This window comes from Pseudomonas sp. D3 (assembly GCF_029320995.1).
In the GTDB taxonomy this organism is placed as follows: domain Bacteria; phylum Pseudomonadota; class Gammaproteobacteria; order Pseudomonadales; family Pseudomonadaceae; genus Aquipseudomonas; species Aquipseudomonas paraveronii.
Genome location: NZ_CP119772.1, coordinates 6,048,335 through 6,064,007, shown reverse-complemented (window position 1 = coordinate 6,064,007; position 15,673 = coordinate 6,048,335). Strand labels below are relative to the sequence as shown.

Annotated in this window: 11 protein-coding genes and 2 pseudogenes; 7 read left to right on the top strand and 6 right to left on the bottom strand. The window is 61.4% G+C overall.

The genetic code is table 11. The features are described from left to right. Window positions 1–728 precede the first annotated feature (728 nt). The 3 genes and pseudogenes from P3S72_RS28160 to P3S72_RS28150 form a co-directional block, all read right to left on the bottom strand. Window positions 729–866: pseudogene (locus P3S72_RS28160) on the bottom strand (DUF3010 family protein); the annotation flags it as partial. A 133-nt stretch (window positions 867–999) separates the two neighbouring features. Further along, window positions 1,000–1,416: a DUF3010 family protein gene (locus tag P3S72_RS28155; protein WP_276195223.1), complete on the bottom strand. Its 417-nt coding sequence runs from the start codon at window positions 1,414–1,416 to the stop codon at window positions 1,000–1,002. Between the two features lie 41 nt (window positions 1,417–1,457). After that, entirely contained in the window at window positions 1,458–1,859 is a 402-nt protein-coding gene (locus tag P3S72_RS28150) for a lysozyme inhibitor LprI family protein (protein WP_276195222.1), read from the bottom strand. A 219-nt stretch (window positions 1,860–2,078) separates the two neighbouring features. On the opposite strand from P3S72_RS28150, the gene P3S72_RS28145 reads away from it, so the two are divergent. The 6 genes from P3S72_RS28145 (at window position 2,079) to P3S72_RS28120 (ending at window position 9,839) form a co-directional block, all read left to right on the top strand. Beyond that, window positions 2,079–3,056 (top strand): dipeptidase, encoded by a 978-nt coding sequence (locus P3S72_RS28145; RefSeq protein WP_017849539.1) that lies wholly within the window; start codon window positions 2,079–2,081, stop codon window positions 3,054–3,056. A 51-nt stretch (window positions 3,057–3,107) separates the two neighbouring features. Next, on the top strand, window positions 3,108–3,638 hold the full coding sequence (locus P3S72_RS28140) for a DUF5943 domain-containing protein (RefSeq protein ID WP_276195221.1): 531 nt from the start codon (window positions 3,108–3,110) through the stop codon (window positions 3,636–3,638). A 16-nt stretch (window positions 3,639–3,654) separates the two neighbouring features. Then, window positions 3,655–5,715: a dimethylglycine demethylation protein DgcA gene (dgcA, locus tag P3S72_RS28135; RefSeq protein WP_276195220.1), complete on the top strand. Its 2,061-nt coding sequence runs from the start codon at window positions 3,655–3,657 to the stop codon at window positions 5,713–5,715. 174 nt (window positions 5,716–5,889) lie between these two features. Further along, the gene (dgcB, locus tag P3S72_RS28130) at window positions 5,890–7,833 is read left to right on the top strand and encodes a dimethylglycine demethylation protein DgcB (RefSeq protein ID WP_276195219.1); all 1,944 of its coding nucleotides are present in this window, start codon (window positions 5,890–5,892) and stop codon (window positions 7,831–7,833) included. Continuing rightward, window positions 7,833–9,053 carry an electron transfer flavoprotein subunit alpha/FixB family protein gene (locus tag P3S72_RS28125; RefSeq protein ID WP_276195218.1) on the top strand — a complete coding sequence of 407 codons (1,221 nt, stop codon included), beginning with the start codon at window positions 7,833–7,835 and terminating at the stop codon, window positions 9,051–9,053. The genes dgcB and P3S72_RS28125 overlap by 1 nt, the downstream gene beginning before the upstream one ends. Before the next feature lie 15 nt (window positions 9,054–9,068). Further along, window positions 9,069–9,839: an electron transfer flavoprotein subunit beta gene (locus tag P3S72_RS28120; protein WP_276195217.1), complete on the top strand. Its 771-nt coding sequence runs from the start codon at window positions 9,069–9,071 to the stop codon at window positions 9,837–9,839. A gap of 684 nt (window positions 9,840–10,523) precedes the next feature. Here the strand turns inward: P3S72_RS28120 and gbcA are convergent. Continuing rightward, on the bottom strand, window positions 10,524–11,816 hold the full coding sequence (gene gbcA / locus P3S72_RS28115; protein WP_276195216.1) for a glycine-betaine demethylase subunit GbcA: 1,293 nt from the start codon (window positions 11,814–11,816) through the stop codon (window positions 10,524–10,526). Between the two features lie 283 nt (window positions 11,817–12,099). Between gbcA and gbcB the strand changes: the two genes are divergently transcribed. Continuing rightward, window positions 12,100–13,200 carry a glycine-betaine demethylase subunit GbcB gene (gbcB, locus tag P3S72_RS28110; RefSeq protein ID WP_276195215.1) on the top strand — a complete coding sequence of 367 codons (1,101 nt, stop codon included), beginning with the start codon at window positions 12,100–12,102 and terminating at the stop codon, window positions 13,198–13,200. 35 nt (window positions 13,201–13,235) lie between these two features. Here the strand turns inward: gbcB and P3S72_RS28105 are convergent, their stop codons facing one another. Together P3S72_RS28105 and P3S72_RS28100 are read right to left on the bottom strand one after the other, a co-directional pair. Next, window positions 13,236–14,051 carry a nitrilase-related carbon-nitrogen hydrolase gene (locus tag P3S72_RS28105; RefSeq protein ID WP_276195214.1) on the bottom strand — a complete coding sequence of 272 codons (816 nt, stop codon included), beginning with the start codon at window positions 14,049–14,051 and terminating at the stop codon, window positions 13,236–13,238. Continuing rightward, window positions 14,048–15,494, bottom strand: a pseudogene (locus tag P3S72_RS28100) (cytosine permease). Before P3S72_RS28100 ends, P3S72_RS28105 begins: the two are co-directional and overlap by 4 nt. Window positions 15,495–15,673: the final 179 nt, after the last annotated feature.

Sequence of the window (15,673 nt, the reverse complement as noted above, 5' to 3'; positions counted from 1 at the left end):
TCGAGCAACTGAAACACCGCTTCTCCTGTCAGCGACAACGATCAAATGTGGGAGGGGGCTTGCTCTCGATAGCGCAGTGTCAGCCACTCATGTGCTGCTGATCCACCGTCATCGGGAGCAAGCCCCCTCCCACATTGGGTTTTCGGTGTGGCTTATTTCTTTACCAGGGCCGCACACGCCGCCTTGAAGGCTTCGAGCAACTGAAACACCCCTTCTCCTGTCAGCGACAACGATCAAATGTGGGAGGGGGCTTGCTCTCGATAGCGCAGTGTCAGCCACTCATGTGCTGCTGATCCACCGTCATCGGGAGTAAGCCCCCTCCCACATTGGGTTTTCGGTGTGGCTTATTTCTTTACCAGGGCCGCACACGCCGCCTTGAAGGCTTCGAGCAACTGAAACACCCCTTCTCCTGTCAGCGACAACGATCAAATGTGGGAGGGGGCTTGCTCTCGATAGCGCAGTGTCAGCCACTCATGTGCTGCTGATCCACCGTCATCGGGAGTAAGCCCCCTCCCACATTGGGTTTTCGGTGTGGCTTATTTCTTTACCAGGGCCGCACACGCCGCCTTGAAGGCTTCGAGCAACTGAAACACCCCTTCTCCTGTCAGCGACAACGATCAAATGTGGGAGGGGGCTTGCTCCCGATGACGGTGTGTCAGCCACTCATGTGCCGCTGATCCACCGCCATCGGGAGCAAGCCCCCTCCCACAGTAAATTGTCGGTGTGGCCTATTTCTTTACCAGGGCCGAACACGTCGCTTTGAAGGCTTCATGCTGGTACTTGTTCAGCGTCGTCGGCAGCTCAAAATTGTGCTTCTTGTTCTGCGCATTGAGGGTCTGCGGCGACAGCAGCGTCATGAAACACCCCTTCTCCTGTCAGCGACAACGATCAAATGTGGGAGGGGGCTTGCTCCCGATGACGGTGTGTCAGCCACTCATGTGCCGCTGATCCACCGCCATCGGGAGCAAGCCCCCTCCCACAGTAAATTGTCGGTGTGGCCTATTTCTTTACCAGGGCCGAACACGTCGCTTTGAAGGCTTCATGCTGGTACTTGTTCAGCGTCGTCGGCAGCTCAAAATTGTGCTTCTTGTTCTGCGCATTGAGGGTCTGCGGCGACAGCAGCGTCACTTCAACGCCGTCGAGCAACTGAAACACCCCTTCAATCTTGAACGTGGTCGGGCCACCGGCGAACTCGCCTTTCTTGCTGCGCTTCTTGATGGCGATGCGTTCGATGGCGTTGTCCTGCACGAACGCCTTCACCTGGGCCGCGAAGGCTTTGACGTTGGCCGCTTCATCGTCGTCTTCAAGGGCGATTTTCTTGGTGGCCAGGGCGACGTGGGTCAGTGTCTGGTCGTCCAGTGAGGCAACGGCGAAGATGGCTTCGCTGCCTTTGATTTCGATGCCGCAGGTTTTCATGAATGGCCTTGGTTCAGATTGAAAGTGGCAAGGATTGTCGCTTATTCCTGCCCAATCGACTCCAAAAACTCCGACCGCTCATCACTCATCCGCGCCAGGCAATCGTTCAGCTCGATCGCATAGGGTTTGGTGCCGGTCACCGCCGGGAAGGTGTCCACTGCGCAATCGGCGTCGCGCAATTTTTCCCACTTCTGCTGGGCATCCTTCAGACGAGCGGTAATGTCCGCCAGTTGCGTCTTGTTGTTGCCATAGGTCGAACCCATGCGTTCCAGCAGCCCTTGATAGTTATCCTTGAGCAGTTGTTCGGCGGTGGTTTTGTTGTAGGTGGCGCATTCCAGGGTTTGCTTGTCGTTTTCGATGCCATCGCACGGCGTGCTGTCGGTGTCTTCGGCCGCGTGGACGCCGGTTGCGATGAGTGCCAAAGCCAGGAAAATTGATTTCATTGCGCCGTCTCATATCGGTTGATGCGCGAATTCTGGCCCAAGCGTAAGACAAAGAACAGCCGTCAGACAGACCTGTCATAGCGACCTTCGTCGCGGATTGACGCTTTCGGCAATTCCCCTGTCGTTTTTGCACCCGGTCCGGTCGGCCCCTCGGCATATGCTGACCCCAAAGCGCCGGCAGACGATTCGGCGCACGAATCGCCAATAAGGGGACGCCTGATGAGCCCAGCGCAATTACACGCCGACAGCATCGTTATCGACGGGCTGATCATTGCCAAGTGGAACCGCGAGCTGTTCGAGGACATGCGCAAGGGCGGCCTGACCGCTGCCAACTGCACCGTGTCGGTGTGGGAAGGGTTCCAGGCCACGATCAATAACATCGTCGCCAGCCAGACCCTGATCCGCGAGAACAGCGACTTGGTGATCCCGGTGAAAACCACCGCCGACATCCGCAAAGCCAAGGAACAGGGCAAGACCGGCATCATCTTCGGCTTCCAGAATGCCCATGCGTTTGAAGACCAACTCGGCTACGTCGAGATCTTCAAGCAGCTCGGCGTCGGTGTGGTGCAGATGTGCTACAACACCCAAAATCTGGTCGGCACCGGTTGCTACGAGCGCGATGGCGGGCTGTCGGGCTTCGGTCGCGAGATCGTCGGCGAGATGAACCGCGTCGGCATCATGTGCGACCTGTCCCACGTCGGCTCCAAGACCAGCGAAGAAGTCATCCTCGAATCGAAAAAACCGGTGTGCTACTCCCACTGCCTGCCCTCCGGGCTCAAGGAGCACCCGCGCAACAAGTCCGATGAAGAGCTGAAGTTCATTGCCGACCATGGCGGTTTTGTCGGCGTGACCATGTTCGCGCCGTTCCTCGCCAAGGGCATCGATTCGACCATCGACGACTATGCCGAAGCCATCGAATACACCATGAACATCGTCGGCGAAGACGCCATTGGCATCGGCACCGACTTCACCCAGGGCCATGGCCAGGATTTCTTCGAGATGCTGACCCATGACAAGGGCTACGCCCGCCGCCTGACCAGCTTCGGCAAGATCATCAACCCGCTGGGCATCCGCACCGTGGGCGAGTTCCCCAACCTCACCGAGACCCTGCTCAAGCGCGGCCACAGCGAACGCGTGGTGCGCAAGATCATGGGCGAGAACTGGGTCAACGTCTTGAAGGACGTTTGGGGCGAATAAGCCAAACACCCACGGGCAACACCACTACGAATTTTCTGGAGTTAAGTTTCCATGGCCAAGATCGCCCCGCAATTGCCTATCGAAGTCGACAGCGAAACCGGTGTCTGGACCTCCGACGCCTTGCCGATGCTGTACGTACCGCGCCATTTCTTCGTCAACAACCACATGGGCATCGAAGAAGTCCTCGGTGCCGAGGCCTACGCCGCGATCCTCTACAAGGCTGGCTACAAATCCGCCTGGCACTGGTGTGAAAAAGAAGCCGAATGCCACGGCCTCGAAGGTGTGGCGGTGTTCGAGCACTACATGAAGCGCCTGTCGCAACGCGGCTGGGGCCTGTTCAAGATCCAGGACATCGACCTGGATAAAGGCACCGCCAGCGTCAAGCTCGAACACTCGGCGTTCGTCTACGTGTACGGCAAGGTCGGGCGCAAGGTCGACTACATGTTCACCGGCTGGTTTGCCGGCGCCATGGACCAGATTCTGCAAGCACGCGGCAGCCAGATTCGCACCGTGGCCGAACAAGTTTACGGCGGCTCCGAAGAGGGCTTTGATTCCGGCCTGTTCACCGTCAAGCCGTTGTAAGTCGAGGAACCCTGCCATGGCTTTCGAAGCAATGTTCGCGCCGATCCAGATCGGCAAACTGACCATCCGCAACCGCGTGCTCAGTACTGCCCACGCCGAGGTGTATGCCACCGACGGCGGCATGACCACCGACCGCTATGTGAAGTACTACGAAGAGAAAGCCAAGGGCGGGATCGGCCTGGCCATCTGCGGCGGCTCTTCCAGCGTGGCGATCGACAGCCCGCAAGGCTGGTGGAAGTCGGTGAACCTGGCCGACGACCGGATCATCCCGCACTTCCAGAACCTGGCCGATGCCATGCACAAGCATGGCGCCAAGATCATGATCCAGATTACCCACATGGGCCGCCGCTCGCGCTGGGACGGCGAGCATTGGCCAACCCTGCTGTCGCCCTCGGGCATCCGCGAGCCGGTACACCGTGCGACCTGCAAGACCATCGAGCCGGAAGAGATCTGGCGCGTGATCGGCAACTACGCCAGCGCGGCAGCGCGTGCGAAAGCCGGTGGCCTGGACGGCGTGGAATTGTCGGCGGTGCACCAGCACATGATCGACCAGTTCTGGAGCCCGCGCGTCAACAAGCGTACCGACGAATGGGGCGGCAGCTTTGAAAACCGCATGCGTTTCGGCCTTGAAGTGCTCAAGGCGGTGCGTGCCGAGGTGGGCCCGGACTTCTGCGTCGGTATCCGCCTGTGCGGCGATGAATTCCACCCGGACGGCTTGTCCCACGAGGACATGAAGCAGATCGCCAAGTACTACGACGACACCGGCATGCTCGACTTTATCGGCGTGGTCGGCTCGGGTTGCGATACGCACAACACCCTGGCCAACGTCATCCCGAACATGAGTTATCCACCGGAGCCGTTCCTGCATTTGGCGGCCGGGATCAAGGAAGTGGTCAAGGCCCCGGTGCTGCACGCGCAGAACATCAAGGACCCGAACCAGGCCACGCGCATCCTCGAAGGCGGCTATGTGGACATGGTCGGCATGACCCGCGCCCACATCGCCGACCCGCACCTGATCGCCAAGATCAAGATGGGCCAGATCGACCAGATCAAGCAGTGCGTCGGCGCCAACTATTGCATCGACCGCCAGTACCAGGGCCTGGATGTGCTGTGCATCCAGAACGCCGCCACTTCCCGTGAATACATGGGCGTGCCGCACATTATCGAAAAATCCACCGGGCCCAAGCGTAAGGTGGTGGTGGTCGGTGCCGGTCCCGCCGGGATGGAAGCCGCGCGCGTTGCCGCTGAACGTGGCCACGACGTGACCCTGTTCGAGAAAAAAGCCTTTATCGGTGGGCAAATCACCACCGCGTCCAAAGCGCCGCAGCGCGACCAGATCGCCGGGATCACCCGCTGGTTCCAACTGGAACTGGCGCGTTTGAACGTCGACCTGCGCCTGGGCGTGGCGGCGAATGCCGAAGCGATCCTCGACCTGCGCCCGGACGTGGTGGTGCTGGCGGTGGGCGGGCATCCGTTCCTGGAACAGAACGAACACTGGGGCGCGGCCGAAGGCCTGGTGGTCAGCAGTTGGGACGTGCTCGACGGCAAAGTGGCGCCGGGCAAGAACGTGCTGGTCTACGACACCATCTGCGAATTCACCGGCATGTCGGTGGCGGACTTCCTCGCGGACAAGGGCAGCCAGGTCGAGATCGTCACCGACGACATCAAGCCGGGCGTGGCCATCGGCGGTACGTCGTTCCCGACTTACTACCGCAGCATGTACCCCAAGGAAGTGATCATGACCGGCGACATGATGCTGGAAAAGGTCTACCGCGAAGGCGACAAGCTGGTGGCAGTGCTGGAGAACGAATACACCGGCGCCAAAGAGGAGCGGGTGGTCGATCAGGTGGTCGTCGAGAACGGCGTGCGCCCGGATGAAGAGATCTACTACGCCCTCAAGCCCGGCTCGCGCAACAAGGGCCAGATGGACATCGAAGCGCTGTTCGCGATCAAGCCGCAACCGTGCCTGAGCGAAGCGGGCGAGGGCTATTTGCTGTTCCGCATCGGTGACTGTGTGGCGCAGCGCAATACCCACGCTGCGATCTATGACGCCCTGCGCTTGTGCAAGGATTTCTGACCCGACACCGAACCAATGTGGACTTGGTCTGAAAATGTGGGAGGGGGCTTGCCCCCGATAGCGGTGGGTCAGCTACAGCTGTATCAACTGACAGTCCGCCATCGGGAGCAAGCCCCCTCCCACATTTAGGGCCCGGTTTCACACTAGATCTGTGTGGTCTGTGGGAGCTTCACCATGTTGAATACTCTTCTTCCGATTCTGCTGTTTGCGGCGCTGGGCCTTGCCGTCCTGGGCGCACTGCGGCGGGCCGCCATGTGGCGTCGTGGCCGTGCGTCCAAGGTCGACCTGCTGGGCGGTCTGCTGGCCATGCCCAAGCGCTACATGGTCGACTTGCACCACGTGGTCGCCCGCGACAAATACATCGCCAACACCCACGTCGCCACGGCGTTGGGTTTTGTGCTGTCGGCGCTGCTGGCGATCCTGGTGCACGGTTTCGGCCTGCATAACCGCATCCTCGGCTATGCGTTGTTGCTGGCGTCGGTGCTGATGTTTGTCGGCGCCACGTTTGTGTATCTGCGTCGGCGTAATCCTCCAGCGCGCCTGTCGAAAGGCCCGTGGATGCGCCTGCCGAAAAGCCTGATGGCGTTTTCGCTGAGCTTCTTCCTGGTGACCTTGCCGGTGGCCGGGATTCTGCCGGCGGACTTCGGTGGTTGGTTGCTGGCTGCGCTGCTGAGCGTGGGCGTGCTGTGGGGCGTGTCGGAAATGTTCTTCGGCATGACCTGGGGCGGGCCGATGAAGCACGCCTTCGCCGGTGCCTTGCACCTGGCCTGGCACCGCCGCGCCGAGCGCTTCGGCGGTGGCCGTTCCACCGGCTTGAAGCCGTTGGACCTGAACGATAAAAACGCGCCCCTGGGCGTGGAAAAACCCAAGGATTTCACCTGGAACCAATTGCTCGGTTTTGACGCCTGCGTGCAGTGCGGCAAGTGCGAAGCGGCTTGCCCGGCGTTCGCCGCCGGCCAGCCGCTGAACCCGAAAAAGCTGATTCAGGACATGGTCGTCGGCCTGGCCGGCGGCACCGATGCCAAGTTCGCCGGCAGCCCGTATCCTGGAAAAGCGATCGGCGAACACAGCGGCAACCCGCACCAGCCAATCGTCAACGGCCTGGTGGACGCCGACACCCTCTGGTCCTGCACCACCTGCCGCGCCTGCGTGGAAGAGTGCCCGATGATGATCGAGCACGTGGACGCCATCGTCGACATGCGCCGCCACCTCACCCTGGAAAAAGGTGCCACGCCGAACAAGGGCGCCGAAGTCCTCGAAAACCTGATCGCCACCGACAACCCCGGCGGCTTCGCACCGGGCGGTCGCCTGAACTGGGCGGCGGATTTGAACCTGCCGTTGCTCAGCGAAAAGGGCAGTTGCGAGGTACTGTTCTGGGTCGGCGACGGCGCCTTCGACATGCGCAACCAACGCACCCTGCGCGCCTTCGTCAAAGTGCTGAAAGCGGCCAAGGTCGACTTCGCGGTGCTCGGCCTGGAAGAGCGCGACAGCGGCGACGTCGCCCGCCGTTTGGGCGATGAAGCGACCTTCCAATTGTTGGCCACGCGCAATATCCAGACCCTGGCCAAGTACAGCTTCACGCGCATCGTCACCTGCGACCCGCACAGTTTCCATGTGCTGAAAAACGAATACGGCGCCTTCAACGGTGACTATGTCGTACAGCACCACAGCACCTTTATGGCCGAGCTGATCGGCGACGGCGCGTTGAACCTGGGCCAGTACAAAGGCAACAGCGTGACCTATCACGACCCGTGCTACCTGGGCCGCTACAACGGCGAATACGAGGCGCCGCGCCAAGTGCTGCGTGCGTTGGGTATCGAGGTCAAGGAAATGCAGCGCTCGGGCTTCCGTTCACGCTGCTGTGGCGGCGGCGGCGGCGCGCCGATCACCGACATTCCCGGCAAGCAACGTATCCCCGATATGCGCATGGACGACATCCGCGAAACCGGCGCCGAGCTGGTGGCCGTGGGCTGCCCGCAATGCACCGCGATGCTCGAAGGCGTGGTCGAACCGCGCCCACTGATCAAAGACATCGCCGAGCTGGTGGCCGATGCGTTGCTCGACGACGCCGTGCCCGCCAAATCACCGATCAAACGTGAACCCGCGGAGGTGCATTGATGAGCGACATTATCCGCCGCGACCCACGCGCGCAATGGATCGCCCGTAACCGCCTGCACCCGCTGCATGCTGCGATGCAACCGGCGCAACACAGCTGGATGGGGCCCAACGGCGTCATCCGCAAAAACGTCCACGGTGTCGGTTTTATCGGCCCCAACGGCATCAAACGCATCGACCGCAGCGGCGCCCAACAAGGCGGCGCGGCGAAGCGCACGGCGGCAGTGGACGTGCAGTTGCCGCTGCATCAGGTGGCGGCCCCTGCGTTCTACATCAACGTGGTGCCGGACATGGTCGGCGGCCGCCTGAGCAGCCACGACCGTGACCTGCTCGGCCTGGCCCGGCAACTCGCCGGCAGTGACGGTGCGGTGCTGGCGGTGGTGTTTGGTGAACACAAAGAAAACGCGTTTGCCACGGCCGGTGTCGACCGCCTGCTGGTGCTGGAAGGTCACGCCTTCGACGGTTATTCACCGGAGCAACGCGTGCAGGGCCTGCGGGCTGTGGATAACCAGTTCAACCCGCGCCATTGGTTGCTGCCGGACAGCCGCAGCGGTGGCGGTGAACTGGGCCGGCGTTTTGCTGCCAGTCTCAAAGAGCGCCCGGCCACGCGGGTCTGGCAGATCAAGGGCGAGCAGTGCATCGGCCGTGCCGGTGCCGGTCAGCAAGATTTGGCGCGGCCGCTGCCGCGGCTGATCCTGGCCGCCGCTGAATGCGCCGATCCGGTCAGCGAGACCCGTCATGAAGTGCTGCCCGTGGAGTTATCCACAGCCCTGGCGCGGCGCCTGCCGCGCATCGAAGACCTCGGCGCGGTGGCGGTGGACCCGGCGGCGATTCCGATGGCCGAGGCCGAGTTCATTTTCTCTGGCGGCAACGGCGTGAAGGACTGGGCGCTGTTCCACCAGGCCGCCGCCGCCCTGGGCGCTACCGAAGGCGCCTCGCGGGTTGCGGTGGACGATGGCTTCATGGCGCGTGATCGCCAGGTCGGCGCGAGCGGCACCTGGGTCACGGCGCGGGTGTATGTGGCGGTCGGTATCTCCGGGGCGATCCAGCACCTGCAAGGCATCGGCGCCTGCGACAAGGTGGTGGCGATCAACCTCGACCCTGGCTGCGACATGATCAAGCGTGCCGACCTGTCGGTGATCGGCGACAGCGCCGCGATTCTGCAAGCCTTGATCGCTGCGGTCGAGGCCTTCCGCAACGGCGCCAAGCGCGATGCGGCTTAAGCAAAGGATAGGGCCATGAACACGTATGTAATCAGTCTGGTTTCCATCGGCGCCCACCCCACTTCCGGGCGCCCGCGCCGCGCCGAGCAGGACGCGCGCGCGGTCGAGCTGGGCCTGCAGATGGCTGGGGATAAGTTGCAGGTGCTGCATGCCGGCAACATCGCCGAGCCCACGCTGCGCAGCTACCTGGGCATGGGGCTGGCGCAATTGCATGTCCTCGAACAACCGGCCGGCGCGGATGCCTTGCCGGTGCTCAGCGAGTATCTGCGCGACGCCGGTGCCCAGGTGGTGCTCACCGGCAGCCAGGCCGAAACCGGCGAAGGTTCGGGGATGCTGCCGTTCCTGCTCGCCGAACACCTGGGCTGGCCGCTGATTGTCGGGCTGGCGCAGGTGGAGTCCATCGACAGCGGCGTGGCCCACGTGCTGCAAGCCTTGCCACGCGGGCAGCGGCGGCGCTTGAAGGTGCGCCTGCCGTTTCTGGCCACAGTGGATAACGCTGCGCCCAAGCCTCGGCAAAGCGCGTATGGCCCGGCGCAACGCGGCGAACTGGCGGCCCACGAAGTCGAGGTTGCAGAGGATGAGTTATTCACAGGTGCCGTGCTGCAACCGGCCAAGCCCCGGCCCAAGCGGCTGAAGGTGATCAAGGCCAAGAGCGGCGCGGATCGGATGAAGGCGGCCACGGCCAAGGCCAGTGGCGGCGGTGGGCAGGTGCTCAAGGGCCTCAACCCGGAAGCGGGCGCTGAAGCCATTCTCAAACTGCTGGTTGAGGAAGGCGTGGTTCGCTGATCCTGGACGGGGAGTGTGGTTACCCACAATCCCTGTTGACCCGTCTGTGGATAACCTGTTCGCGGCTGTCCACACCCCCTGTAAATCAAGCCCTGCAGCCCTCTGTACGAAAAACAACCAGGGTAACTTGCGGTTTTTCCTTGGGTTTTTCTGTGTTCAAGGTGATTGTCCTGTGCAGACTTGCCCCCAAAGTCTGTTGGCGCTTCTGTGGATAAGATGTTCGCTTTCCTCTGTAGCCCTTATAAATAAAGGCCTGCGCTGATCTGGTTGAAATATGATCAATTGCCGCCTTTTCCGCTCTGAAACGCTTGGATAGCCCGGTTTATGAAGGTTTTAGCGGGTTTTCCACAGCCTGGTCAAAGTTGCCCCCAAAGTCTGTTGGTGCTTCTGTGGATAAGGTGTTCGCGTACCGCTGCAGGGCACGTTTTATATGGCTTGCGCAGAGTTGTTCAAAAATTGACCAGTTGCGTCTTAAAACGCCCAAGTCAAATAAGTCACGGATTTTCTTGATTTATTTTCGGGTCAAAAGCGCACTTGCCCACAATTGCTGTGGGTGGCTCTGTGGATAAGTTGTTAGGCAAAGGCTGGAGGGCAGGCGGCGAGAGGGGTTTAGCGGGCCTGATCAAGTTTTGATCAGTGCGCCACCCGATGCGGGAGCGAGCAAGCCCGCTCCCACTGGGTCGGTTACTGGGCGGCCACGCCTTTGAGGTAGGGCGCCGGCGCTGCGCCGAGGTTGCTCAGCATGCGCTCGCTGTACCAGTCCACGAAGTTCACCACGCCAAACTCATAGGTCTTGGAGTAAGGGCCCGGCTGGTAAGCAGTGGAGTTGATCCCGCGCTGGTTCTCTTCGGCCAGGCGACGGTCCTGGTCGTTGGTGGCGTCCCATACTTGACGCATGCGCTCCACGTCGTAGTCCACGCCTTCGACCGCGTCCTTGTGGACCAGCCACTTGGTGGTGACCATGGTTTCCTGGGCGCTGATTGGCCACACGGTGAACACGATGACGTGGTCGCCCATGCAGTGGTTCCACGAATGCGGCAGGTGCAGGATGCGCATCGAGCCCAGGTCCGGGTTCTTGATGCGGCCCATCAACTTTTTGCAGCCCTGTTTGCCGTCCAGGGTCATCGACACGGTGCCCTTGAGCAGTGGCATGCGCACGATGCGGTTGCGCAGGCCGAAGCTGGCGTGGGCGTAAGGGATCTTCTCGGCGTCCCAGGCAGCGGCGGAAGCAGCCACGTGGTCTTTGAAGGCCTGGTCAGCACGCGGGTCGGTGACGTCGTCCCATTCGAGCAGGGTTTTCAACAGCTCCGGGTGCGAGGCGTTGCAGTGGTAGCACTCGCGGTTGTTTTCCAGCACCAGCTTCCAGTTGGCCTTTTCCATCAAGGTGGTTTGCACCGCCACCTTGGTGTTCTCCATGTCGTAGGGTTCCATGTAGTGGTTCAGGGTCGACAGGAAGTCATCGATGGCCGGCGGGTTTTGCGCCAGGCTGATGAAGATGTAGCCGCCGGCCGTCTTCACGTTGACCGGCTTGAGGCCATACTGCTTCATGTCGAAGTCGGCGCCCATCTCGGTGCCGGCGAACAGCAGGCGGCCGTCCAGTTCGTAGGTCCACTGGTGGTAATGGCAGACCAGCTTGGCGACCTTGCCTTTGTCGCTGGTACACAAGCGCGAACCGCGGTGGCGGCAGACGTTGTGGAACGCATGCACCACGCCCTCGGCGCCACGGATCACGATAATCGGGTTCTTGCCCACTTGCAGGGTCAGGTAGTTGCCCTTGGTGGGGATCTCGCAGGTCATGCCAGCGATCAACCACTCTTTCTGGAAGATCTCCTGCATGTCGATATCAAACAACCGTTCATCAGAGTAGAACGGCTGTGGCAGCGAGAATGTACGCTCGCGCTCTTGCAGCATCTGCGCGGTGGCCTTGCGTGCGGGTTCCAGCGGATCGCCCAAGCTTAAGGTTGCGGTGACGTCCATCGTATGTGTCCTCATGGCCATTCTGTGTGGCCGGCGAAAAGTGGCTACGGTTAGTGCAGTGCAAGGCGTAAAGAAAGCGTCGTTGTTGGCAGCGAGTGTGGGGCCGCTGTTGCGGTGAACCTTATCCATGGGCGACATGGCCCAATCTGTTCCCGACGCGCAACCCTATGTCGTTGGGGGCTGGTCGCGATAAGTATGTGAATGTCGCAGATAGGTAAATGGGTGGTTCTCGCGTTACGCAGAATCGCCACTATAAGGCCGAGCCTCGGCGGTGGAGAACAGCATGTCCAGCAACTTCCTGAATCCGGTAACCACCCAGACCTGGGCCAATGGTCGGCACATCGTCCGTTGCGTCAAAGTCATCCAGGAAACCTGGGACGTGCGCACCTTCTGCTTTATGGCCGACCAGCCGATCCTGTTCTTTTTCAAGCCGGGGCAGTTCGTCACCCTAGAGCTGGAAATCGACGGTCAGCCGATCATGCGTTCCTACACCATCTCCAGCTCACCGTCGGTGCCTTACAGCTTCTCTGTGACGATCAAGCGCGTACCCGGCGGCAAGGTCTCCAACTGGCTGCACGACACCCTGCACGAGGGCCAGGAGCTGGCGGTACACGGGCCGGTCGGGCTGTTCAATGCCATCGATTTCAGCAATCCCAAGGTGCTGTACCTCAGCGGCGGCGTCGGCATCACCCCGGTGATGTCCATGGCGCGCTGGTATTACGACACCAACGCCAACGTCGACATGACGTTTATCCACAGTGCGCGCTCACCCAAAGACATCATCTATCACCGCGAGCTGGAACATATGGCCTCGCGGATCGACAACTTCAGCCTGCACCTGATCTGCGAGAAACACGGCCTGGGCGAACCCTGGGCCGGGTATCGCGGCTACCTGAACCACAAGATGCTCGAATTGATGGTGCCGGACTTCCTGGAGCGCGAAGTGTTCTGCTGCGGCCCTACGCCTTACATGACGGCGGTGAAGCGCTTGCTCGAAGCCGCTGGTTTCGACATGGCGCGTTATCACGAAGAGTCGTTCGGCGCGACGCCAGCAGAGGCCCGCGCCGACGCGGTGGAACAGGCCGAACAAGCCGCCGACGCGCCGGAAGTCGACCTGGCGGATCTGCATCAGGTCGAGTTCATCGCCTCGGGCAAGAGCATTCGCGTGGCGCCGGGTGAAACCGTCCACGCCGCCGCCGCCAAGCTCGGCCTGCTGATTCCCAAGGCCTGCGGCATGGGGATTTGCGGTACGTGCAAGGTGCTCAAGCTGGGCGGGGAGGTCGAGATGGACCACAACGGCGGGATTACCGAGGAAGACGAAGCCGAAGGCTACATCCTGTCGTGCTGCAGCGTGCCGAAGGGCGACGTGCGGATCGAGTTCTAGGCGCGCTCGTGCGCCCTGCGCGGGCGCCAGGCGTTTCAGTACAGCCCTGGGCGGCGGTCCAGATGAACGTGGTTATGCTCGCTAATGTGTTTGTTCCGCGCCTGTAGCAGCGGCAGGTCGGCGACCAGGCGCTGTTCTTGTTGCTGGGAGACCCCGCCGGCCAGCGGATAGCCGTCCGCATCGACAATGACTGAGCCGCCCACCCAATTCACACCGCGCTCCTCACCGTATCGATCACACGCGGCGATAAACATCCGATTGACCGCCGCATTGGCCTGCACGCGGACGATTTCGCCTGGGCGCTCTGCGGCGGGCCGTGGGCTGTCCGGCCAATTCACTGGCGCACACAGCAGGTCGGTACCGGCCAGGGCCGCCAGGCGGACCCACTCGGGCAGCTCGAGGTCGTAGCAGATCACCACGCCAATGCGCCCGACCGCCGTTTCCACCAGTGGCGGCGGGGCAGTGCCGGCAGTGAAGATGAGTTTTTCGCGGTCCCACAGATGCGCCTTGCGGTACACCGTCAGCCTACCGTCGGGCTCAATCAGCGCGGCGCTGTTGGCCACTCGGCCGGCACTCAGGCGCTCGCAGAAGCCCGCGACGACGATCAAGCCCAATTCGATAGCCAGGGCTCTCCACAGACTCAGCGTCGGGCCATCGAGCGGCTCCGACACCGCTCTGGCTTCTGCCAGGTCATTGAACGCGTAGCCGCTTTGCATGAGTTCGGGCAGCACCACCACGTGGGCACCCAGGGTGGCCGCGCTGCGGATCGCCGTTTCGCTCAGGCGACGGTTGTCGTCGGCGTCGCCCAGGCGCGGTGCCAATTGATGGCAGACAACGCGTATCGGTGTCATGACTCATCGCCTTCAAACAGGCGTTCGCTGGCTTCAATGGCGCGTTGCTCAGCGCTCAGGTCACGCGTACACGACAGCAGGCAGTAGGCAATCGCAGAAACTGCCAGGCCTACCACGAATGCAATATCCGCCCCGTCCAAGGCCTTCGCGATGGGCCCTTGGTAAAACCCCAGCGAGATGAACGGTGTCATCGCCCCCAGGCCGAGGAAGTAGGAAACAAGCCCGGCACCCGACCAGCGGCCGTAGATCCCGTCCGGGTTGAAGATGTCGCTGATTGCGTATTGCCCCTTGCGGACAACATAGAAGTCCGCGAGGTTGACGGCGGTCCAGGGCACCAGGAAATACAGCATCAGCAAGACGAAGGTATTGAAACTCTGCAGGTAGCTCTGCGGGATACTCAAGGCGATGGCAAAAATCACCCCGCCCACCAGGCTGATCCCCACGATGCGCGCCTTGATGCCCGGTTTGATCGAGATGAAGCCGTCAATCGCGCTGATACCGGTCAGCATCGCGCCGTAGCAGTTGACCGCCATGATGCCAACCAGTGCGGGTACGGCGATCAACACGGTAAAGGTGCCAAACCCCGGAAGCAGTTGGTTGCCCACCGCCTGCACGCTGCCGATGGCGTCGGGTGAGGGCAGCGCCGAGGCGAGAAACGCCCCCAGCGACATCAGCCACAGCGCCGAACTCGCTGCCCCCAGGTACGTCCAGGTGATGACCCTGCGCGACGGCGTTTCATGGGGCAGGTAGCGCGAATAATCCGAGACGTAGACGGCGTAGCTGATCTGGTAACCCGCGGCGGCTGAAAGCTGGATCAGAAAGGCCGACCAGGAAAAATGCGCAGTCGGCCACTGCCGTGTCGGCCTGCAGATTGATCACGGCCGCGACCGTGAGGACCGCGAACACACTGATCATCACGTAGGTCAGCCAGCGTTGCACGGTGTGCAGGAGGTTGTGGCCGATCACGGCAATCACCACGGCCAGGATGATCATCAAGGCGTACCACGGCGCGCGGTTGCCGGGCAGCACGGTATTGATGGCGTCGGTCGCCAGAATCACGTTGAACACGTTGAAGCCGATGTACACGAACACCACCGCGATAAAGGGCACGATTGCCCCGCGCAGGCCAAACTGTGCCCGCGACTGGATCATCTGCGGCAAACCCATGCGCGGCCCTTGGTTGGCGTGGAACGCCATGGCGAACGTGCCCAGGCACACGCCGATGACAATCGCCAGGATCGCGTACACCAGGCTCAGCCCCAACGCTGCGCCGGTAAACCCGGTGACCAGGGTGGTCAGTACGAAGTTACCGGTGAACCAGAACGGCGCCTGATGCCAGACTTTGCCGTGGCGTTCATTGCGCGGCACGTAGTCAATGGAGCGGGTTTCGATTTTCAGCGCGCTGGATGGCGCAGCCGCCGATCGGTGGGAGGGCGTGTTCATAGGCATCACGGTCTGTTTTTATTGAGTGAGGCTACGAAGAGTCTTGTAACTAAATAAATTATTGAATCGGTATTCGCAAATAGTCACTTCAGGATTTTCTGAACTGATTGCCTAAACCCCCCCTGACAAGGGGTTTGCATTACGAATCAGTTTTTTATTCCTAAGCGATATAGAGACAT

Bases quoted from the DNA above. Each gene is read 5' to 3' on its own strand.
- P3S72_RS28155 (WP_276195223.1), bottom strand. From the start codon at position 1,416: ATGAAAACCTGCGGCATCGAAATCAAAGGCAGCGAAGCCATCTTCGCC.
- P3S72_RS28150 (WP_276195222.1), bottom strand. From the start codon at position 1,859: ATGAAATCAATTTTCCTGGCTTTGGCACTCATCGCAACCGGCGTCCAC.
- P3S72_RS28145 (WP_017849539.1), top strand. From the start codon at position 2,079: ATGAGCCCAGCGCAATTACACGCCGACAGCATCGTTATCGACGGGCTG.
- P3S72_RS28140 (WP_276195221.1), top strand. From the start codon at position 3,108: ATGGCCAAGATCGCCCCGCAATTGCCTATCGAAGTCGACAGCGAAACC.
- dgcA (WP_276195220.1), top strand. From the start codon at position 3,655: ATGGCTTTCGAAGCAATGTTCGCGCCGATCCAGATCGGCAAACTGACC.
- dgcB (WP_276195219.1), top strand. From the start codon at position 5,890: ATGTTGAATACTCTTCTTCCGATTCTGCTGTTTGCGGCGCTGGGCCTT.
- P3S72_RS28125 (WP_276195218.1), top strand. From the start codon at position 7,833: ATGAGCGACATTATCCGCCGCGACCCACGCGCGCAATGGATCGCCCGT.
- P3S72_RS28120 (WP_276195217.1), top strand. From the start codon at position 9,069: ATGAACACGTATGTAATCAGTCTGGTTTCCATCGGCGCCCACCCCACT.
- gbcA (WP_276195216.1), bottom strand. From the start codon at position 11,816: ATGGACGTCACCGCAACCTTAAGCTTGGGCGATCCGCTGGAACCCGCA.
- gbcB (WP_276195215.1), top strand. From the start codon at position 12,100: ATGTCCAGCAACTTCCTGAATCCGGTAACCACCCAGACCTGGGCCAAT.
- P3S72_RS28105 (WP_276195214.1), bottom strand. From the start codon at position 14,051: ATGACACCGATACGCGTTGTCTGCCATCAATTGGCACCGCGCCTGGGC.